A 21,148-nucleotide genomic window follows, 5' to 3' on the forward strand; every position below is an offset into this window, starting at 1 on the left:
CCTCGTGCGGGGGGAAAAGGTCAGGGCGCGTGCGGCAGCGGCACGCCGTAGAACGCGCGGAACAGCGCGATGCGATCGAGCAGCAGGTCCTGGCGCGCCTGCAGGTGCGCCAGCTCGGCCTGGGCGGCCTGGATGTCGCCGGCCAGCAGCTCGGGGCGGTCCTGCAGGCCTTGCACCACGCGCTGCTGCAGGCGCGCCACGCGCTGGCGCTCGCGTTCGAGGTTGGTGCGCTCGCCGCGCGCGCGCTGCTGCAGTGCCGTCAACGCATCCAGTGCATCGGCGACTTCGCGGAACGCCACTTCCACGGTCTTCTCGTAGTCGGCCACCGCGCTGTCCTTGCGCAGCTGTGCGATGTCCAGGTTGGCGCGGTTGCGGCCGCCGTCGAACAGCGGCAGCAGCAACTGCGGCATGAAGCTCCAGGTGCGGCTGCCGGGCATGAACAGTCCGTTCAATGCCTCGCTGGCGGTGCCCAGCGAGGTGCTCAGGCGGATCGACGGGAAGAACGCGGCGCGCGCGGCGCCGATGTCGGCATTGCGCGCGCGTAGTTCGGCCTCGGCCTGGCGCACGTCCGGGCGCTGCAGCAGCACCTGCGAGTCGAGGTCGTGCCAGGCGCGGGCGTCTTCCTGCTCGGCGCCGGGCAGCAGGTCCTGCACGGTGCCGGCGCCGTCCGGCATGGCGTAGCCGGCGAGCAGTTGCAGGGCGCGGCGAGCGGCGGCGTGGTCGCTGGCGGCCTGCTGCGCGCGCGCCTGCGCCTGGTCGTCGTCGTGGCGCTGGCGGTCCAGCGCATCGCGGGAAATCAGCCCGACCGACAGCTGGCGCGTGGCGACCGCCAGCAGCGCGGCACTGCGTTCGGCGATGGTCTGCGCCTGTTGCTGGCTCTGCAGGGCGGCGCGCTCCAGCGTATAGGCGCGCAGGACCTCGGCGACCAGCGCACCGCGCGCCGCCTGTCGACCATCCTCGGACGCCAGGTAGCGCTGCTGCGCCGCCGCCGACAGCGACGCCAGCTTGCCGAACAGGTCCAGTTCGAAGCCGTCCACGCCGACCGCGACGGTGCTCAGCTTCTGGCCGTAGCGCGCCTGCGTGGCCGCGTCGTCGTAGCTGCGGCGCGTACCCTGGGCATCGAGGCCGAGCTGCGGCAGTTGCTGCGCGCGTTCGATGCGGTACTGGGCGCGGGCCTGCTGCACGGTCAGCACGGCATTGCGGAAGTCCGGGTCGTGGGACAGCGCTTGGGTGACGAGTGGGGTCAGGTCGTGTTGCGGCGAGAACGCCTGCACGAACTGCTGTTCCTGCTCGGTGAGCGTAGTGTCGTTGCGGTTCGGGGCGGCAGCCTCGGTCGCAGTGGCCGCGCCCAGCGTGGGTGGCAGGGCCGCTTGCGGGCGCTGGTAGAGCGGTGCCAGGGAGCAGCCACCCAGGGCGAGCGCAAGCAGGCAGAGCAGGGCGCGGGTGCGACACGGGCGAAGCAGCAGGGACGGTAGAATCATGGCGGCGGTCGGGTGATCGAACTCGACTGCCAGCATCGGCGGGCATGTTCAAGCCGCCTTCTAGGAATCTTCAAGATTCCATCAAGACGCGAAATACAGGCACCAGGCAATGCACGCGAAGAAGATCCTGCTGGTCGAAGACGATGCCGACAGCGCCAGCATCCTCGAGGCCTACCTGCGCCGCGACGGTTTCGAGGTCACCATCGCCGAGGATGGGCAGAAGGCGGTGGCGGTGCATGCGCAGTGGAAGCCGGACCTGGTGCTGCTGGACGTGATGCTGCCGCGGCTCAGCGGCACCGAGGTGCTGTCCACGATCCGCCGCAGCAGCGACACGCCGGTGATCATGGTCACCGCGATGGGCGACGAACCGGAGAAGCTCGGCGCGCTGCGCTACGGCGCTGACGACTACGTGGTCAAGCCGTACAGTCCCAAGGAAGTGGTGGCGCGGGTGTATGCGGTGCTGCGCCGCGCCGGGCCGGCCCGTGCCAGCGAAGAGCCGCTGCGCCACGAGCGGCTCACCGTGGATACCGCGGCCGTGCGCGCCACGGTGCGCGCTGCCGACGGCCACGAGGTGGCGCTGGAACTGACCCCGACCGAGTTCAACATCCTGGCGACGCTGATGAAGACGCCGTTCAAGGCCTTCACCCGCAGCGAACTGCTGGAAATCTGCCTGCCCGACAGCGACGCGCTGGAGCGGGTGGTGGATGCGCATGTGCACAACCTGCGCAAGAAGCTGGAACACGAGCAGGTCACCGGGCTGTTGGTGACCGTGCGCGCGATCGGCTACCGCTTCCGATGAACTGGGCCTGGTTCCGCCGCAAGCGCCACGTGCCGCTGTGGCAGTGGGTGGGCCTGCGCATGAGCGCGCTGGCGGTGCTGACCATCATCGCGATCGCGCTGGGCATGCTGCTGCGTTTCGCCATCTGGGATGCGTCCACGCTGAGCCGCCTGCCGCCGCAGGCGCGGCAGGAAATGCTGCAACTGCGCGAGGATCCGCACAGCAATGCGCGGCGCCTGTGGGAACTGTTCGAGACGTATTACGACGTGGCCGATTTCCTGCCCGGGCTGGCCAGCCGCGACTGGCTGCTGCTGGCGGGCATGATCCTGGCGTCGATCCCGGTGATCGTGGTCTGCGGCCTGCTCGCCTCGCGGCCGCTGTCGCGGCAGTTCTCCAACGTCGCCGCGGCGGCGCGGCGGATCAGCGATGGCGATTTCGCCGCGCGCGCCAGGGTGGTGCCCGGCGCGCCGGACGAACTGGCCGGGCTGGCGATCGACTTCAACGGCATGAGCGCGCAGTTGCAGCAGTACGAGCGCGAGGTGCGCGAGTCCAGCGCGATGCTGGCGCACGAGCTGCGCACCCCGCTCAACGCGGCTATGGGGCGGGTGCAGGGCATGCTCGACCAGGTATTTCCGAGCAGCGAGGAGCAGTTGCGCATGGTCCAGCGCCAGCTGGAACAGATCAATCGCCTGGTCGGCGACCTGCACTTGCTGTCGATGGCCCGCGCCAACCAGTTGATGCTGGAACCGCAGCGGTTCGCACTCGGCGCACTGGTCCGCGAACGCCTGACCTGGGCCGCGCAGCCGCTGCAGGGGGCCGGCATGCAGGTGCAGGTGCGCATTCCTGAGCAGTTGCACATCAGCGCCGACCGCGACCGCCTGGGTCAGGTGCTGTCGGTGCTGATCGACAATGCGCTGCGCTACGCCGCGGCTGGCGGCGAGCTGGCGCTGGAGGCGCAGGCCGATGCGGAAGGCGTGCTGATCCGCGTGGCCGACCGCGGTCCCGGCGTCGACGAAGAAGCGCTGGCGCGGATGGGCGACCGTTTCTGGCGCGCCGACGACTCGCGCGCCCGCCATTCCGGCGGCAGCGGCCTGGGCCTGTCGATTGCCGCGGCCATCTGCCAGGCGCACGGTGGCGCGCTGGAATTCGCCAACCGCGAGGGCGGCGGGCTATGTGCGCGCGTGCGTTTGCCGCATGGGCCTGCCGGCGACGCTGATGCGCCGGCCCCCAGTGCGTCCGCTGCGACCCCGCGCAAGCGCCACGCCTAAGGTCCGCAATGGCTGCGGAGCATAGATGCGGCTCTGCATCCAGCGTCTACGCGACACGAGCCAAGGACGACCACTTGGCGATAGAGTACGGCGAGGCCGACACCCGCATCGGCCTGCCCCGTGTCGCAACCGGACCTCGCAATGCGCGTAACCAGCACCGCCACCCCGACCGGAACCACCGCCGCCGAATGGCGCGCCATCGAACAGGCCGCCGTCCGCGAACTGCAACGCCGCACCGAGGCGGCGCATACATCGGTGATCGCGCTGCTGCAGACGCATGCCGACGCGTTCAGCGCGAAACAGCGCGCCCAGATCCGGCGGCGGTTGGGGCAGGGCGGCTGAACCCCAAGGCCGCCTGGCGTGGCAGTTCTGCCATGCCGGGCATGCAGCCCGTCGATCGATGAGGGGCGCTTCCAGGGAAGCGCGATCGACCGGCGGTGCACGCCCGGCTGCCAGTGCCGAGGCGAAAGCCGCAGACGATCTACGGCAGCCATCCGCGTGTCAGGCGTCCGGCCCCGTCCATCGCTGATTGCCACACAACCTCGGCTATCATCGCCCCGACGCTGAGATGAGTACGGATATGGAAGTGCGACTCACGCGCGAGCAGGTCCTCGCGCTTGCGCCCGATGCGGCATCGGCCAAGGCGGCCGCGGGCCTGGCCACGGACGGGAAATGGGGCTTGCTCGGCGCCGACGCCGAGGTGCTGTGGGGAGAATGCCAGGGCAGCGGCGCCAAGCCCTACCAGACCCAGGTGGACCTGGCCGCGCTGGTGAGCCGTTGTTCGTGCCCGAGCCGCAAGTTCCCGTGCAAGCATGGCCTGGCGATGCTGTTGCTGTATGCCGCCGGCAATCCGCGCTGCGTGCCGGGCGCCCGCCCGGCCTGGGTCGACGAATGGATGCAGGGGCGCCGCGAGCGCGCGGCGCGCAAGGAGGAGAGTGCCGCCAGCACGCCGCCGCCCGATCCGCAGGTCCAGGCCGCGGCGGCGGCCAAGCGCGAACAGGCGCGTTGGACGCGCATGCATGCCGGCGCGGCCGAACTGCAACGCTGGATCGCCGACCAGTTCCGCCAGGGCCTGGCCAACCTGGGCGCTGAATTCGCCCAGGACGCGCGGCGCATGATGGCGCGCATGGTGGATGCGCAGGCCCCGGGCCTGGCCGCACAGCTGGAGCGCGCCGTGGGCGAGGGTGGGCGCGATCTCGCGCAGCTCGCCGACCTCGGCGAACGCCTCGGACTGCTGCAACTGCTGGCCCAGGCGGTACCGCGCGCCGGCGGCTTCAATCGCGCTCGCCAGGCGGATCTGCGCGCCGCGCTGGGCTGGCCGCTGGAGCGCGACACGGTGCTGCGCGAGGGCGAGGCCGTGCACGATCGCTGGCACGTCCAGGGCCAGCACCTGATCGAGCAGCCGGGCAATCTGCTGGAGCGCCGGGTGTGGCTGCAGGGCCTGGACAGCGGCCGCTTCGCGCTACTGCTGGACTACAGCCACGGCGGCCGCGGCTGGGAGCAGTACTGGCGCAACGGAGACGTGCATGTCGGCCGCCTGCATTTCCATCCGGGCACGGTGCCGCTGCGCGCCGTGGCTGGCGAGCTCGGTGCCGGCGCGCAGGCCGTCGCCGCGCCGCCACGCACCGACACCCTCGACGCCGCCGCCTGCGCGCATGCGCTCAATCCTTGGTTGCCGCAGGTGTCCATGCGCTTGCGGGACGTGCACATCGCGCACGATGGCCGCAGTGCCTGGGCGCAGCACGCCGAAGGCGGCCTGCCCTTGCAGGTATCCGCGTTGCAGGGCTGGGCGCTGCTCGCGTTCGCGGGTGGCCACCCGGTGTGTCTGATGGGCGAGTGGGATGGCCATACGTTGTTGCCGCTCAGCGCCTGGAACGGGCAAGGCGAGTGTTGGGAAAGGAGTGCGGCATGAACGAGGCCTGGTTGAAGCCGGCCCTGCTCGGCATCGATCGCCCGCAACGGATCCCGGTCGACGGCGCGCTCGGCGAGGTGCTTGCCGCCATCGCCATGCAGGAGGATGCCGCACTGGGCTACAGCCTGCAGGTAGGCGCGTTGGCAGCGTGCAGGCGTGCCGCGCTGCGTCTTGGCGCAGCACTGCCGTCGCCGCCGCCTGTGTCGCCCGACCCGCAGGTGCTGCCCGCCGATCACCCTTGGTTGCCGTTGTTGCAAGCGCTGTTCGCCGGGCAGCAGCCGCCCGCATGGCTGAAGCGTCTCCGCCAGGAAGCCTGCCTGCAGTTGGCAACCCGCGGCCAGAATCTGCCTGTCGCGGTACTGCCACAGGCATTGGATGCAGGCGCACGCCTGGCTGCGCTGCGCAGCGCCTTGCGCGCGGTGCTGGGCGCACGCGGGCACTGGCTGGCGGCACGCAACGCGGAGTGGGCCTATGCCGCCGATGCGGTAGAGGCGGCGCATACACCTGCAGACCTGGAGCGGATGTGGAGCGACGGCGCGTTCGATACACGGCTGCTCGCCCTGCGTCAGTTGCGCGCGCAGGACGCCGCGGGCGCACGCGTGCGCGTGGAAGCCGCGCTCAAGGAGCTGTCCGCGCGCGAACGCGCCGCCTGCATCGAGGCCTTGCAGGCGCACCTGAGCGAGGCCGACGCGCCCTTGTTGCAGCAGCTATTGAAGGATCGCAGCCGCGAGGTACGGTTGCTGGTCGGGCCGATGCTGGCTCGGCTGTCGAGCACCGCGCATGCGCAGTACCTGCAAACGCAGATGCTCGGAGTGCTGCGGCAACAGCGCACCGGCTTGCTGCGCCGGGTGACCTGGACCCTGGATGCGCCTTCCGCCATCGACGCCGGTTGGAACGACACCGCCATCGATGCCAAGCGTCCCGACCATGATGCCCTCGGCGAACGCGCCTGGTGGCTCTACCAACTGGCGCGGCAACTGCCGCTTGCCTGGTGGAGCAACACCCTGGAGAAGAACCCGGAAGTGCTGCTGGCCTGGGTCCGCAGTACGGAGTGGTACGACGCCTTGCTGCGCGCCTGGCTGGAACGCGTGGACGCCAGTGAACCTGCCTGGGTGGAAGCCTTGATCGGCGTAGAGCAGCGGCTGCTGGCCCTGGGCGAGTTGCTGGCCCTGCTGCCGCCAGCGCAACGCGAACGGCACTGGCCGGCCAGCGCCGCAGACCTGCAGCAACAGCGCCTGCTCGGCGATGTGCTGGCCAGCACCGCACTCGGCGAGACGCTGAGCGCGGCGTACTCGCAGCGATTGGCCGCAGGTCTTGGCGCGCTGTTCGAGGCGGAAACGCTGCGCCACGACTACATCCTGCGCGACGCGCTGCTGGAACTGCTTGCCATCCTGCATCCCGCCGCACTGCCGCAGGTGCAGGTGGCCGATCCGCCGGCAGACGCCACCGCCGCCATGCTCGATTGCGTGCAGCAGGCACGCCAGCTCCTTGCCCTGCGCCAGACCCTGCACGCCGCATCCTGATCCTTACGCCTTTCATTGGAGACCTCATGAGCACTGCCGTCCTGCGCCAGCATGCCGAACACCAATACGCCGAGGAACTGGAGGAACTGCGCCGCCAGGACAACCGCCAGCGGCCTGCCAACTGGCTGCTGTCGCCCTGGGCGGTGGTGACCTACCTGCTCGGCGGCACGCTGGAGAACGGCTTCGTTGTCAGCCCCAAGTACATCGGCGACCGCCGCCTGATGGAAGTGGCCGTGGCCACCATCGCCACCGATCGCGCCCTGCTGCTGTTCGGCGTGCCGGGCACCGCCAAGTCGTGGGTGTCCGAGCACATGACCGCTGCGATCAGCGGCGATTCCACGCTGCTGGTGCAGGGCACCGCCGGCACCAGCGAAGAGCAGATCCGCTATGGCTGGAACTACGCACAGCTGCTGGCCAACGGACCCAGCGAGAAGGCGCTGGTGCCGAGTCCGCTGATGCAGGCCATGCGCCTGGGCAAGATCGCCCGCATCGAGGAACTCACCCGCATTCCGGCCGACGTGCAGGACGCGCTGATCACCGTCCTGTCGGAAAAGACCTTGCCGATTCCGGAACTGGGCAGCGAAGTGCAGGCGGTGCGCGGCTTCAGCGTGATCGCTACCGCCAACAATCGCGACAAGGGCGTCAACGAACTCTCCAGCGCACTGAAACGCCGCTTCAACACCGTGATCCTGCCGGTGCCGTCCAGCGAAGAGGACGAAGTGGCGATCGTGCGCAAGCGCGTGGCCGAGATGGGCGCGGCGCTGGACCTGCCGGCCGAACCGCCGGCGCTGCAGGAAGTGGCGCGCGTGGTGCGCATCTTCCGCGAACTGCGCAATGGCGTCACCGAGGACGGCAAGGCCAAGCTGAAGAGCCCGACCGCCACGCTGTCCACCGCCGAGGCCATTTCGGTGATCAACAACGGCATGGCCCTGGCCGGCCACTTCGGCGACGGCGTGTTGCGCCCGGGCGACATGGCCGCCGGCATGATCGGCGCCATCGTCAAGGATCCGGTGCAGGACGCGCTGGTGTGGAAGGAATACCTGGAAACCGTGGTGAAGGAGCGCGAGGACTGGAAAGACCTGTACCGCGCGTTCCGCGAACAGGCCTGAGCGGGCCGGCGTCGATGAGCGAAGCCATCTCCCTGTTCGGCATCCGCCACCACGGCCCCGGCTGTGCGCGCAGCCTGGTCGCCGCATTGACGGCGCTGCAGCCGGACTGCGTGCTGATCGAAGGACCGGCCGGGACCGAGGCGCTGCTGCCGCATGTGCTGGAGGAGGGCATGCAGCCGCCGGTGGCTTTGTTGTCCTACTGCGTCGACGACCCGCAACTGGCGGTGTTCCATCCATACGCGGCGTACTCACCCGAGTGGCAGGCCATGCACTGGGCGCTGCGCAACGGCGTGCCGGTGCGCTTCATGGATGTGCCGCCGGCCTTGACCCTGGAATGGCAGGCACAGGCGCGTGCGCCTGCAGACCAAACGCCGGAGCCGGCGGACACGCTGCCACCGGCGCAGGATGACGCCGACGCACCCGAGGACGAGCGCGCCGAGGTGCGCCCGTCCGACCCGCTGGACTGGCTGGCGCGCGCCGCCGGCCATGCCGACGGCGAGGCCTGGTGGAACCACATGGTGGAAGAGCGCGGCGACGGACAGGGACTGTTCGACGCCATTGCCGAGGCCATGACCGCCGTGCGCGCGCACACGCCGGACCATCCCGGCCTGCGTGGCGAACACGAGGCCGTGCGTGAGGCCCACATGCGCAGCGCGCTGCGCAGTGCCGGCAAGGCCTTCGCACGCGTCGCGGTGGTCTGTGGCGCCTGGCACGTACCGGCGCTGCAGCCGGACGCGTTGCGCGCCAACAGCGCCACCGCCGACAGCCGCCTGCTCAAGGCCATGCCCAAGCGCAAGACGCAGAGCACCTGGGTGCCGTGGACCTATCGCCACCTGAGCATGGACAGCGGCTACGGCGCCGGCGTGGAGGCACCGGGCTGGTACGACCACCTGTGGCGCAGCAGCGGCGTCCACGACCAGCGTGCCGTCGGTTGGTATGCGCGGGTGGGGCGGTTGCTGCGCGACCACGGACTCGACTGCTCGTCGGCGCACCTGATCGAGGCCACACGCCTGGCGGACACGCTGGCTGCCTTGCGTGGACATCCGGTCCCCGGTCTCGACGACATCGCCGAGGCCAGCCGCGCGGTCATCTGCAATGGCGACGATGCGCCGATGCGGCTCATCCGCGAGCGCCTGATGATCGGCGATTCCCTGGGACAGGTGCCCGACAGCGTGCCGGCAGTGCCGCTGCAGCGCGACCTGGAAGCGCAGCAGAAGCGCCTGCGCCTGAAACCCGAAGCGCTGGAAAAAACCCTGGATCTGGACCTGCGCAAGGACACCGACCTGGCGCGTAGCCATCTGCTGCATCGGCTGCGCCTGATCGGCATCGAATGGGGCCGGCTGGCGCGCACGGGGCAGTCTGCACGCGGCACTTTCCACGAGATCTGGCAACTGGCCTGGCAGCCGCACTTCCTGGTGGATCTGGTGCAGGCCAGCCGTCACGGGCAGACCCTGGCCGATGCCGCCACCGGCATGGCCATCGCGCAGGCGCGCAAGGCCGAGGCGCTGCCTGCGCTGTCCGCGCTGGTGGACCAGGTGCTGCTGGCCGACCTGCCGCAGGCGGTCAGCGCGATCGCTGCGGAACTGGAGGCGCGCGCCGCCACCGATGCCGACCCGCTGGCGCTGCTCGGCGCATTGCCGCCGCTGGCCAACGTATACCGCTACGGCAATGTCCGCCAGATCGAAGGCCACCCGGTCGCGCACCTGTTCGACAGCATGCTGGCGCGCGCGGTCGTCGGCCTGACCCTGGCGCTGTCCAGCCTCGACGAGGCGCGTGCCGAGCAGGCGCGCAGCATCGTCCTGGACGCCGATCGCGCCATCGGCCTGCGCGGGGATGCGGACGGCAGCGCCAACTGGCAGCAGGCATTGCGACGCGTGGCGCTGTCGCCGGCGTGCAGCGCGCTGCTGCGCGGCGTGGCGCTGCGGGTGCTGTTCGACACGCAGGCGGTGCAGGCCGACACCGTGCACCTGCAGCTTCAGCAGCAACTGTCGCCGGGTGCCGAACCGCTGCAGGCCGCGCAGTGGCTGGACGGCTTCCTCAACCGCAACGCCACCGTGCTGCTGCACGACGACGCCGTGTGGCAGATGATCGACGCCTGGGTCGTGGCGCTGGACGAGGCACAACTGGTGCGCGTGCTGCCGTTGGTGCGGCGTACCTTCGCCGCCTTCCAGCCGGCCGACCGCCGCGACCTGGGGACGCGCGTGCGCCAGGCGCCGGTGGAGACCGCCGTGGCCTCCGTTGCCCCGGACTGGAACGTGGCCCGCGCCGAGCGCGCCGTGCCGACGCTGCGCGAACTGCTGGGATTGCCCGCATGACCGACACGACACCTACACCCGACACGCCCACCTCGCGCACGCAGCGCTGGCGCCTGATCCTGGGGCAGGAGGCCGAGTCCAGTTGCGGCGCCTTGCCCAAGCCGCTGCAGGGCATCGACCAGGCACTGGCCGCCCTGTACGAACCCGATGGCCCGGGCGGCCTGGGGCGCCGCGGCGGGCGAGGGGCCTCCTCGCCCAACGTGGCTCGCTGGCTGGGCGATATCCGCCGCTATTTCCCATCCTCGGTGGTGCAGGTGATGCAGCGCGACGCCCTTCAGCGCCTGGACCTCACCCAGATGCTGCTCGAAAAGGAAATGCTCGAGCAGGTGCAGCCCGACGTGCACCTGGTCGCCAACCTGATCGGCCTGAGCCGGGTGATTCCGGCGCAGACCAAGGACACCGCGCGCATGGTGGTGCGCCAGGTGGTGGAGCGCCTGCTGCGCCAGCTCGAGGAACCGATGCGCTCGGCGGTGACCGGCGCCCTGGATCGCGCCCGCCGCAACCGCCGCCCGCGCCTGGCCGAGATCGACTGGCACCGCACCATCCGCAGCAACCTGCGGCACTGGCAGCCGGAGCTGCGCACCGTGGTGCCGCAGGACCTGGTCGGCTATGGCCGCAAGGCCAGGAAGCCGCAACGCGAAGTCCTGTTGTGCATCGACCAGAGCGGCTCCATGGCCGCCTCGGTGGTGTACTCCAGCATCTTCGGCGCGGTGATGGCCTCGCTGCCGGCGGTGTCCACGCGTCTGGTGGTGTTCGACACCGAAGTAGTCGACATGAGCGAGCAACTGGACGACCCGGTGGACCTGTTGTTCGGCGTGCAACTGGGCGGCGGCACCGACATCCACCGCGCGGTGAGCTACTGCCAGGGCATCATCCGCGAACCGCACAACGCTATCCTGGTGCTCATCTCGGATCTGTACGAAGGCGGCGTCGAAGAGCGGCTGCTGGCGCGCGCCCGCGAACTCATCGAATCCGGCGTGCAATTCATCGTGCTGCTGGCCCTCAGCGACGAAGGCACACCGTCCTACGACCGCGCCCTGGCGGCCAAGCTGGCGGCGCTGGGCGTGCCGTCGTTCGCCTGCACGCCGGATGCCTTCCCGGGCTTGATGGCCGCGGCGATCCGCCGGGACGACATCCAGCAGTGGGCGGGGGCGCAGGGGTTGGTGACGGTGCGGTGAGGTGAGATTGGTGGACTATTGATGTCTGGCACTACCGATTTTACATAAGATACATTATGCGAAATTTGCCGCATCCCCGGACGGGGGCGCGGCCGGCCATCCCCGTTACAGATCCACCACAACTCTGAGCAGTTCCGCACCTGACTGCCGCGCAGGAAATGCCCCGTTCCCGCAGACATACACCCCATTTGCCGCGGACATACGCCGCACATTTCTCGGAGCCACGGACAAGTCGCCCCAGCCTTGATGGAACGATCACCGCCGCAGACATGCGTCATCTGCGCAAAGTCGGCATTGGCAGGACTGAAGGGGGATTTTGGAGCCCACAGCTTAAGGTCGGGGTTTGTGACAGAGGCCGGAAGCAAGGCATGCCGCTGCCCGCAGTGATGGCAATGACTGAGCACTGATCCGTGGCAAGCGTGATCGGGTATTTTCAAACTGTTACAGCAGTGGACAATTCCGCAGCATGGCTGCTCAAGTAAGGCAGTTGGCTACCCTGCGGCAGGTCTCTACGGGAGTAAGAATTCCTTTGCTGGCGACTTCTCCCCAAATAGCTTTTTCTTTCGTTCCGAGCGGACCCGCTGGTAGCGGTTCTTCAACTGACTTTCGACACCAGGCCAGAACTGCCTATAGGGAGCGGAAGCAGCCCCGTCGTCCCGGCTAAAGACATCGAACCGTCCATCGACCACCTTGAGAAATAGCACCGAGAAGCGCCAGAAGTCCTCAGGAGTCGCCGCTTTGAGCATTTTCCCGTGCCAGTGCATCGCCCATGCATGGCGGTGAAACGCGTACGCAGCCGCAGACTGGGCAGCTCCGATGAAGCCCGGCGTACCCTTGTACCGCGCCAAGACGGCCGAATTTGCGTACCTGTTACCAGATAGTCCCGCCACCATCAATGCTCGAGCTATTCTTGACGGCTCTCCGCTCTCCAGATTTTCCTCGATGTAACGCTCCAGCGCTGCCTCTTTGCTGCTCCAAAGCGCGGTCAGCACCTCCAGAGCGAGTTCGTCGTCGTTGATGGCGCTGTCCAAACGCCGGCTACGGATGGCTTCGAGCAGAGTGTGATCCTGAGCCGACCAAAGGGCCAGTCCAGCCAATGGCAGTCCAAAGCGACCAAAGCTGTTTCTGACATACGGCTCGCTTGCGTGCAGCGTTTCGAACAGCCGTGCTGCTAGATCGGGATTCCAACCAGCTATCGCATGCGCCAGCAGCAACCCCAAGTTGTGGACGCCACCAAGACGAGCCTTCGGCAACCCCAAAAAAAGGTCCGCCCAGTCCTCCGCAAGCCCCCTATCTGCTTCAGCAACCTTCTTGAATTCGCTAAAGCGGAAACTGTCCAAGATGATCGCCGCGTCCGCAGCGGTCAGCTTCGCCCTAAAGACGTCGAAAGCTGCATGTGAAAGCCGTTGTTGCTCCTCGAATCTGTCGTTATCGTCCTTGTCATCGCGCATCAGCTCCGTCAGGTCCCTGCGCTCTTCCGGTTGCGCCGAGACGTGATACCGCGCCAGCTCTAGCTTGTCTCCGCACAGCTGGTTTATCTCAATGACGGGCACGGCAACATCCAGCTCAAAGCCGGCCGCTTTCCTGATCGAGGCATCGATACACCGCGCAACCGTGGCGCCCGCATCGCCGCCGAGCCTCTTCGCGGCTTGGCCATAGAGCTCGGGAGCTATGCGGTCAAGCGCATCGCTACTGGCCAGCACTCCAAGATTAGCCGCCTCTAGAATCACATGGGAGCCGTACCACGCTTCGTAACCGCCCTTGCACTCGAGGTTCTTGGCGGACCACCCGCTTTTCACCACCGACTCGATTGTGCGTCGGTCGCCAGCCTTCAAGGCCATGTACAAGGTGAGCGCGCGAACCGTCTCTACTTCGCTCCTCACGAGCTCGGGAATGATTTCGAGAACGCGATCGGACAGGAGAGTATCGGAGTGAGCGCCGAACGCGAGGACGACGATCAATGCGCGCTTGTCCCCGCTAGGGATTGTATCCATCAGCAACGTTTCATACGTTGACTGGTCAAGCGAGTTGGCGATGCTTAGAACAGAAATTAATGGGTTGCCTCCCGCATGCGGCGATAAAAGGGCTTTGACTTGCTCGTCGGCACTCAGCAGCGGAAACGCGGCCAGCAGTAAATACTGCGCTATCAAATGAGGCTCGTCTCCCTTGAGCGCGGCAGCCGCGCTGGCGATGATTCCCGTCTCCACACTAGACGCAACTTCCATAGCTTGTGCGGCGGTTAGAAGCGCATTGTGGTTGCTCATCTCAAAGGTTCCCTGGCGCAACGCCAGCCCTTTCCTGGAGATGACATGGCCGATGAACTCTCGGTGCTTTGCGATAGCCACCAATGGCTCGAATCGTACCAGCCCTGCCCTAGCTTCCGCGAAGTGCATATCTTCGCCGGACGGCCCCATGAACAGGCGAATCTTCGCGACATCGATGTCCGCGTAGCTCTTTGCCGTTTCCGTGATGTTGTCCGGCCTCTGGCTCTCCGGGTCGCAAGGATCGCTCGCACAGTACTTCTCGACGAGGCGCCACCCTTTTATTATTGGCCGATCGGCAGTAAGTTCCAGTAGCAGAGCGTGCTCCTGGGATGCCGCGGCAGGATCTCCCGTCGAACGCAGAAGATTTACGTACGCCCACTTTCCGGTTCGCGATACTCTGTCATCGGCGAACATACTGCCCGCCTCAACTATGGCATCGCGCGCCTCCGTCCAGTCGACGCGATTGAACCGGGCAAGATGGATGAACTCGTCGTAGGGACAGTAGAATCCCATGTTCAGCGCACTGGCAAAGCTCCAGTGGAGCAGCGCCTTAGCGAACGGCGCAACCGGCTTTCCCGCGATCAGCACCAAGGCGAGTTGCGCGAGCGCATCGACATCGCCGTCGTTCCTTATGAGCTCATCCAGCAGCGTCCTTTCGGTCGGTGAAAGCGCAGCGATCTTAGCTTCGATCTCCACCTTCCGCTTGCGCCGTTCCTCCTCCACCTGGCCCGCATCGCCACCGGAGTCGATGGAATACATCCTTGCCTCTGGAGCCAGGGAATAGTGTCCCAACCATGACTGCAGGATCGGAATCATCGCCGTCCATGCAGTGTCGCAGAGTTTCGCGGCTTGCAGCGCAGCCCTCACCCAATCGAAGTTGGATGGATTGTCGCGGGCAAGACAAAGTAGGCGTGCCGCCTGCATGAAAACGTCCGGCCGGCCTTCGACTAGCAGGCAAAACGCCGGAAATTCGTCTCCATTGGGGTTCTGAAGTCCGGCGAAGGCGCACGTGACGGCCGCACCCACCTCAACCGGAACGTCAACGTCAAGGCAAGCAATGGTGAGTGCGGCTAGGACCGTGTCGAAGGTCCGATCGAGGGAGGCGATTGGTTCGATCATCGTCTCGATCGTGGCCGTCAAATCGCGTCCATTGCGCCTAGCCCTGCGCAGTTCATCGACAATCGCGAAGCCCAACGCGAGCGTAAGACCGCTTTCGTCCAGCCGGTATCGGGTCGGATCATCTTCGAGCTGTATGAAGAATCTTCCATCCGAAACCGCCTCAACACCTCCTTCGAAGACTTGAAGGTCGTCAATCTGTTGCCCATCGATCCTCTTCAGAATCTCATTTGCATGCTTCCTGAGGGCGAGAGCGAACTCGTGCGCCGGACGGGGAACCGGGCTATCCCGTTCCCCGTATATACGCATGTGCTCGAACAGCAGCCTGCTGATGCTGAGTTGTTCGAGCTGCCTGATGTGCGATCCCTGCAGCAGTTCCAATGCGATCGCAAGTAGTCTGGGATTGCGCAGCGACGTGGCCACCGTCTCGGGCAGTTCATCTACGCGTATGCCGTGCCCCTCGAGGATCAAGTCGCGTTCGGTCTCTGTCCACTCCGGCACGGTAATCACTACGGTGGATGCAATCAGGCGTCTCTTCACGTGCGCCGAGTAGTGCACGGTGCGCGTGGTGAGCACCAGCTGCCCGCCCATCCTGCCCAACTCGTGGCTCATGTCGTTGGCGATCCGCCCCCAGTCGAGCTGCGGTCGCTGGTTCATCCCGTCGATCACGACCACCAGACGCGGCGAGGCGGGCGTTTCTGCCTTGCGCCACCTGTTGAAGATCCGAAGCCACCGTGTTACAGCGGACTCCGATTTCCTGCCGCCAGTCTGCGCCACAAGCTTGTCGATCAGCGCGCCGATGATATCGCCGACCGCTGCAGCATCGCTGAACTCGTCAGCCGTGAACACCACCATCAACGGCCGGTCCGCTTGCGACAGCCAGCTTTGTGCGAACAACCACGACTTGCCGTTTCCTTCGTCTCCGACGATGACGGCAATTTTTCCGGCTGGCCGGGATGCAAGGAACGGATCCATTTCGGAGACCAGCGACTCCCTCGGCAACGGGTTGCCCAATACCGCGTCGCCGGGGGCCAAGGGTTGCCGGAGATGGCGCTTGGCGTGCTGCTGGCTGCCGAAAACGTCCTCAAGCCAGCGGCGATTGTTGCGCACTGCCAGCGAGGTGCCGATTGTCGGCTCCTGAAGCAACCCACGGATGCGCGCGGCATGTCTAGCAAACCGCTCGTCGTCCTCCACTGCCTTGAGTGATGCCAATGCGTTGGCACGTACTCCGCGCTCGTCTCCTGCCCCGCGGCCGATGAACTCCGCAGTTGCCTCTGCGGCCATCGCCAGGGCGACCGCGAGTGCCGGCAGATCCGCCCTGCTCCAGTCCAGCACAAGCGTGCTGATCCCGTTTCTTTCGCTGATTTCCAGAACGTTGTCCGCAAGTTGGGTACTGACGGACGTCGTCGCGCCAAGTACCCATAGATCGACTCCGCTCCCACCGTCTATCGTCAACTCGGCAATCTTGGTAATGACTTCGTTTTTCGGGATCTTGCGATCGTAGCGTTTTGCCTCGAAGCAGATGGCGTCGTCTTCGTAGGACGACTTGCCATCCATGCCGAACTGCGATCCGCTGCTGGACAGGCGGATCGGCACTCCCGAAATTTCGGCCAGAACAACGGCCAGCAGCCCTTCAAACCCGTCTTCCCCGGTGGCGGGCAGCTTGAGCAGCATGGCTCGCAGAGCCGCGATTGCCTTCTTGTCCAATGGAAAGCCCTAAACTGCGTGGTGTTATCAGCTTGCCCTATTGACTCCCGGTGTTAACGGCAAGCCCGGTTTCCGCCAGCGCCGGCACCGGTGCGCCGCCCTGCGGGCGTCGCCGCACAATGGGTGTGCAACTCTTCTGCTTCGATTTCTTCCGTTTATTCTACAGCTGATCTCCTAGTAGGAGCCATGATCAGTCCTCCTGTGGTGCGGGAGCTGGCTCGATTGCCCCGTCGAACCAGTTGTCGAGTCTTGCCAATGAGACGTTGGAAAGCTCTTGGGTGAAGAGAAGCGCTAAGCGCGTTGTCGGGCGGGAACAGCACACATAGAACAGATTGCGGTTCCTCTCGTACGCATCCTGCTTTCCGGCCGGGACTCCTTCGGCCGACCATTGCAGGAACTGGTCGAAGTTGTACTTATTCCAGCCGCGCCCGAGAACGACCAGAACGTTCTCGAACTCGTCACCCTTCACGCTGTGCTTTGTAGCGAACGGGGTGTGACCGTCGATGAACCTGTCCAGGGCGATGACTTCCTTGTAGGGAACATCCCGCAACTGCCGGATCTGCTGGACCCGGCGCGGTGGCTCCTCCCCTTCCTCGCCATGCCATTCCGCGGCCTCGCTAACCGCGCCGAGCACAGCGTCCGGCGGTCGCGGATGCGCATGCTCGAACATGTAGTCCAGCACTTGGCCTATAGTTCCGTCGAGCCTAATCTTAGTGAGGCCCTCCATCGAGGATGACCATGCGACCTTGTCCGCATGCGAAGAGACGGCAGGCGTCAAGCCGCCTAGCAACGAGAACATCTCCCCGAACCGCTTGTGATGGAAAGCCGTGCATGCGGGCTCAAGCGCGTCGCAAAAGAACGCCATGAGCGGATCTTCCTTCTTGATGAACTGGTCCGTATAGGAAAAGATCTTGGTGATCGAATCGTAGCCCTGCTCCGAAGCGAGAACATTGTGGGTGAGCATGAGAACCTTGGTTCGCTGGGGAGCCACGTCCCAGCCGTCCGATTCCAGCTTCTTGATGAGCGTCGTCAAATAGGCATGGGCGGCCTCGGCGGGGAGATCGCCTTTCCAGTGTCCGCCTCCCGCGCCGGATCGGCGTTCGCCTTGCCAGGCATTGGTGTGGAACGCGATCGCCGAGCCAACGAAACTCTCGTCCTTCACCGCTTGTGGCAGCTCTGGCCTCATCCTGTTTAGGACATCGACTATCTTTGTCGCTGAGCGGAAGTTCGCCTTCTTGCCGATTTCCGTCAGTGCTTCATTGGTGACGTGGCCGCACGTCTTGTCGTAGATGCGTTGCCAGTGGTCGCCGAACAAGCCGATCATCGGGCCGGTCGCGCGTCCGAGCAGGTGCCCGCTCATGCTGGTCATCACCGCAACGTCCGTATCCTGGTACTCGTCTATCAGTACGAACGGGTACTGCTGCGCAAGAAGCGCCTGAAACTTCACGTTCGGGAGCAGCGAAACCATTAGCCCCAGGACGTCGTCATGGTGCAGGGTGACGGTGTCGGTGGTGGCGCGGCGGTGGCCGAGTTCGTATTCGACGATCCGGCTGCCGATTCCGTTTGCCTCGGCCAGCTTCTCGTCCCATTCCGACATTGCCGAGACCAGTGACCTCAGCGCTGGCTGGAATTTCCTGATCAGCGACCAGCAGAACGCATGGATGGTGTCGACGAAGACCAGCGGATTGCTGTCGATACGGCTGTTGATGACGGCCGTGGCCGCATTGGTGTAGGTGATGCAGGCGATGCGTTGGTGGTTCCTGCGCAGCTTGAGGCCCTCGTGTTCGATGAGGTGCTTGAGCGCTTCCACCAACGAATAGGTCTTGCCGGCGCCGGCGCCGGCTTCGAGCAGGAAGTTGCGATGGTCCCGCAAGCACTGTACGACAAGTGCTTCCGCTTCTCGCGCGGCGATCAGCGCGGGGCTCGCTTCGGGTACGGCATTCATGCGACTGCTCCGGCATCGCCCGGTGGCGCGGGCGTAGGCGGCAGGTCGCCTTCAGCGAGCCATGCCAACCCGCTCCGGATGTAGTGCGGGATGTTCCATTCGCCTTTGGACAGGGCATGCTCCAATGCGAATGCGGATTTCTTCAACTCCTTCGCTTCTTCCCAGGCTTGGGCTTCTTTCTCCTGCTCGCTAGGTCCCGGCAACGGGAAGAGCTCAGGGTTTGCCAGCATGAACGCGTCTTCGAAGCTGCGGCCGCAAGGTCCTGCCTCGGTCTCGGGACACTGGTGCGCGAGCCGCATCCGGCCTTTGGTCCTGGCCGCATCATCGACAGCCAGCAGTTCTGCCGGGGTGATGCCGTTGTTATCGTACCAGGACTTCAGGCAGGCATTGCTGGTCTTCTGCCCCTGCGACACCTGGCAGGCGACGAGCTTGCCGGCGCCGTTGGCCTTCACGCTGTCGATGTCGGTAATGACCAAGGTCCGGAGCTCAAGGAAATTGACGAGATCGAAGAAGATATGCGCGTAGGCGCCGCCGACCTCGACGACGGCGAGATACTGGCTGCCAAGCTTCTTTCCCTCTGCGAAATCCTTGTCAAGTATCCGGATGATCTTTGGGAGCAACAGTCTTTCGGTTGTGCCCTCGATCAGGATCGCTTTGTCTGCGAAGAACAGGTCGCACCGGGTGAGGGTCATGTATTGATGCAGGAATGTGCGGTCTGGCTCAGGCTTTCCGGCAAGTCCCTTCCTGAGATCCTTGACCTTGGTGCTGATGATGCCGTTCTTGTCCGCGGAAGCGAGGAAGTACCGGATCGTCTCGAAGTGAGCTTCATTGGCGACATGGGACGAGTGCGTCGAAACGACGAACTGTACGGGCCACGATTCTCCGGTTTCCTTGTTGAACGCCAATGCGATGTCCGCGATCTTCCGGATGAAGACTTCCTGCATCTGCGGATGCAGGTGGACCTCGGGCTCCTCGATGAAAACGAGGTGCACCGAGGGCCTGGGCTCCATCGCAAGATAGAGCTTGAAGAACTCCCTGAGCTGCAAAAGGATCAGGATGATATTGCGCGTTCCCAAGCCGTTGTAGGCCTCGGGAAGATGGATGCCATTGGATCCGGTATACCTGACTTTCGTGTGGTTGGTCAGGAGCTTGGCAACGTCGAGAGTCGTTTCGGTCAGAAGCTTGGGGTCGTTGAGGCCCGGATAGCCAAATAGCGACAATGCGGGAAGCAATTGGTCGAGCTTCTCGTTGAAGTCGTCACCAATCTTGTCTTGGATCGCCTTGACCGCAACCTCGAGTTCCTGGGCGATGGCGTGGCTGTCCGTGTCATCGGTGTTGCTCTTGGCCGTCGAAAAAAGGTTCTCCAGCACCTTGCCGATGACCACGCGCTCTTTCTGGCTCGCGTCATCCAGCCCGCGCTGTGCGCTGATGAAGCCGCCAATGCACAGTTTCTTCAGTGTCGACCTTTCGATGACCTTTTCGTTTGTTTCATCGTTCGGGTCGATGGCGACAAAGGTCGTTTCGTACAGCGACGGAACTCGGTCGCGGAGGAGGCGGAAAAAGCCCGGTCTCGCGTTCTCGTCCGTCTCCGTAAAGTCACCTAACAGTTCGGGCAGCTTCCCGTCCTTGAGCGCGTACCGGACGACGCCTAAGGCTTCCGTGCATTCGGGATCAAGGTCGACGACCAACTCGCTGAGCAAGCCGAGGTGCTCGCCATTTTTATACGAAAAACGAAGCCTGACTTCTATCGAAGGCAAGATCTTCCTTATCTCTATCTCGTCCTCGCCCTTGGCTCTTCGGAGATGAGAATCCCAGAACTGGTCGTAGCAACAGAACGAGAAGTCCTCCAGGGAAAAAGAGGGAGAAGCATCGGACAGAAGGCGCTTCATCACTTCAGTCAAGGATGTCTTGCCGCTGTTATTGCGTCCGACTATGACGGTAGTTCGGTGCTCCAAAAGCAATCTGACGTCGTGCAGCAGTCTGAAGTTCTTGGCTTCGATTTGCTTGAGGTACATGTCCTGCTTCCCCCTGAACCTTGCAATGAGACACGGGATACACCAAGCACCTTGACAGGTCGCGAATCGCTAGTCTTCACACAATAAATGTCCGCTATAGGTCGACAGCTGGCAAGCCCTAACTCCGATAAAATCTCTCTAATTAGCTTATCGAACCATAGACCGGTCCTCGCTGGATGCTCCAGGTAGAGAGCCGCCATGTCCCCGATAAAAGTCCCCTAATCGCTTCCCGGCTACGCTTGCTCTCGAACAAAAAGAGGATATTTCACGATGTCGGCATAAGCCGAGCCTAGAAGCCAGGTCGTCTAGCTCCCACTTTACGCCTCTTCCGCTGAGGGCGGGCGAACATACGGGATGTCCTGCCTGCGGGACGCGCCAAATTGCTGATAGTTGGCTCGGGCTTGTGTGAGGCTGAGGTTGCCATCGCGGCCGCCTAGTACGTCATCAGCATCATCATCTTGACCATCATCCTCCCAAAAGCAAACGGCGCAAATCTTAAATTCCCCTCGCTCGGAAAGCGTCTTGTAGCTACAGAAG

At 65.0% G+C, this 21,148-nt stretch carries 12 protein-coding genes and 1 pseudogene; 9 read left to right on the forward strand and 4 right to left on the reverse strand.

What is annotated here, in order from left to right; translation table 11 throughout:
- Nucleotides 1–20: 20 nt before the first annotated feature.
- Nucleotides 21–1,481, reverse strand: coding sequence for an efflux transporter outer membrane subunit (locus tag ACP93_RS05300; RefSeq protein WP_228135960.1), 1,461 nt, complete (start codon nucleotides 1,479–1,481; stop codon nucleotides 21–23).
- 109 nt (nucleotides 1,482–1,590) lie between these two features.
- Here ACP93_RS05300 and ACP93_RS05305 point away from each other — a divergent pair, with 109 nt between their 5' ends.
- From ACP93_RS05305 to ACP93_RS22245, 9 genes and pseudogenes are all read left to right on the forward strand, one after another.
- Nucleotides 1,591–2,280 carry a response regulator gene (locus tag ACP93_RS05305; RefSeq protein ID WP_048489730.1) on the forward strand — a complete coding sequence of 230 codons (690 nt, stop codon included), beginning with the start codon at nucleotides 1,591–1,593 and terminating at the stop codon, nucleotides 2,278–2,280.
- Complete coding sequence (locus ACP93_RS05310; RefSeq protein ID WP_048489731.1) at nucleotides 2,277–3,527, forward strand: sensor histidine kinase; 1,251 nt, start codon at nucleotides 2,277–2,279, stop codon at nucleotides 3,525–3,527. Before ACP93_RS05305 ends, ACP93_RS05310 begins: the two co-directional genes overlap by 4 nt.
- 120 nt (nucleotides 3,528–3,647) lie before the next feature.
- Nucleotides 3,648–3,869: a hypothetical protein gene (locus tag ACP93_RS05315; RefSeq protein ID WP_228135961.1), complete on the forward strand. Its 222-nt coding sequence runs from the start codon at nucleotides 3,648–3,650 to the stop codon at nucleotides 3,867–3,869.
- 238 nt (nucleotides 3,870–4,107) lie between these two features.
- Complete coding sequence (locus ACP93_RS05320; protein ID WP_048489733.1) at nucleotides 4,108–5,439, forward strand: SWIM zinc finger family protein; 1,332 nt, start codon at nucleotides 4,108–4,110, stop codon at nucleotides 5,437–5,439.
- Nucleotides 5,436–6,962, forward strand: a complete 1,527-nt coding sequence (locus ACP93_RS05325) for a DUF5691 domain-containing protein (protein WP_048489734.1) — start codon at nucleotides 5,436–5,438, stop codon at nucleotides 6,960–6,962. The genes ACP93_RS05320 and ACP93_RS05325 overlap by 4 nt, the downstream gene beginning before the upstream one ends.
- Before the next feature lie 26 nt (nucleotides 6,963–6,988).
- Entirely contained in the window at nucleotides 6,989–8,071 is a 1,083-nt protein-coding gene (locus ACP93_RS05330; RefSeq protein WP_043092055.1) for an ATP-binding protein, read from the forward strand.
- 14 nt (nucleotides 8,072–8,085) lie between these two features.
- Nucleotides 8,086–10,386, forward strand: a complete 2,301-nt coding sequence (locus ACP93_RS05335; protein WP_048489735.1) for a DUF5682 family protein — start codon at nucleotides 8,086–8,088, stop codon at nucleotides 10,384–10,386.
- On the forward strand, nucleotides 10,383–11,564 hold the full coding sequence (locus ACP93_RS05340) for a vWA domain-containing protein (RefSeq protein WP_048489736.1): 1,182 nt from the start codon (nucleotides 10,383–10,385) through the stop codon (nucleotides 11,562–11,564). Before ACP93_RS05335 ends, ACP93_RS05340 begins: the two co-directional genes overlap by 4 nt.
- A gap of 285 nt (nucleotides 11,565–11,849) precedes the next feature.
- A pseudogene (locus ACP93_RS22245) lies at nucleotides 11,850–12,046 on the forward strand (integrase); the annotation flags it as partial.
- Between the two features lie 27 nt (nucleotides 12,047–12,073).
- On the opposite strand, the gene ACP93_RS05345 reads toward ACP93_RS22245, so the two are convergent.
- From ACP93_RS05345 to ACP93_RS05355, 3 genes are all read right to left on the reverse strand, one after another.
- Entirely contained in the window at nucleotides 12,074–16,618 is a 4,545-nt protein-coding gene (locus ACP93_RS05345; protein WP_131721588.1) for a hypothetical protein, read from the reverse strand.
- A 223-nt stretch (nucleotides 16,619–16,841) separates the two neighbouring features.
- On the reverse strand, nucleotides 16,842–18,596 hold the full coding sequence (locus tag ACP93_RS05350; protein ID WP_048489738.1) for a UvrD-helicase domain-containing protein: 1,755 nt from the start codon (nucleotides 18,594–18,596) through the stop codon (nucleotides 16,842–16,844).
- Complete coding sequence (locus tag ACP93_RS05355) at nucleotides 18,593–20,611, reverse strand: ATP-dependent nuclease (protein ID WP_048489739.1); 2,019 nt, start codon at nucleotides 20,609–20,611, stop codon at nucleotides 18,593–18,595. Before ACP93_RS05355 ends, ACP93_RS05350 begins: the two co-directional genes overlap by 4 nt.
- Nucleotides 20,612–21,148: the final 537 nt, after the last annotated feature.

This window comes from Xanthomonas sp. NCPPB 1128 (assembly GCF_001043115.1).
In the GTDB taxonomy this organism is placed as follows: domain Bacteria; phylum Pseudomonadota; class Gammaproteobacteria; order Xanthomonadales; family Xanthomonadaceae; genus Xanthomonas_A.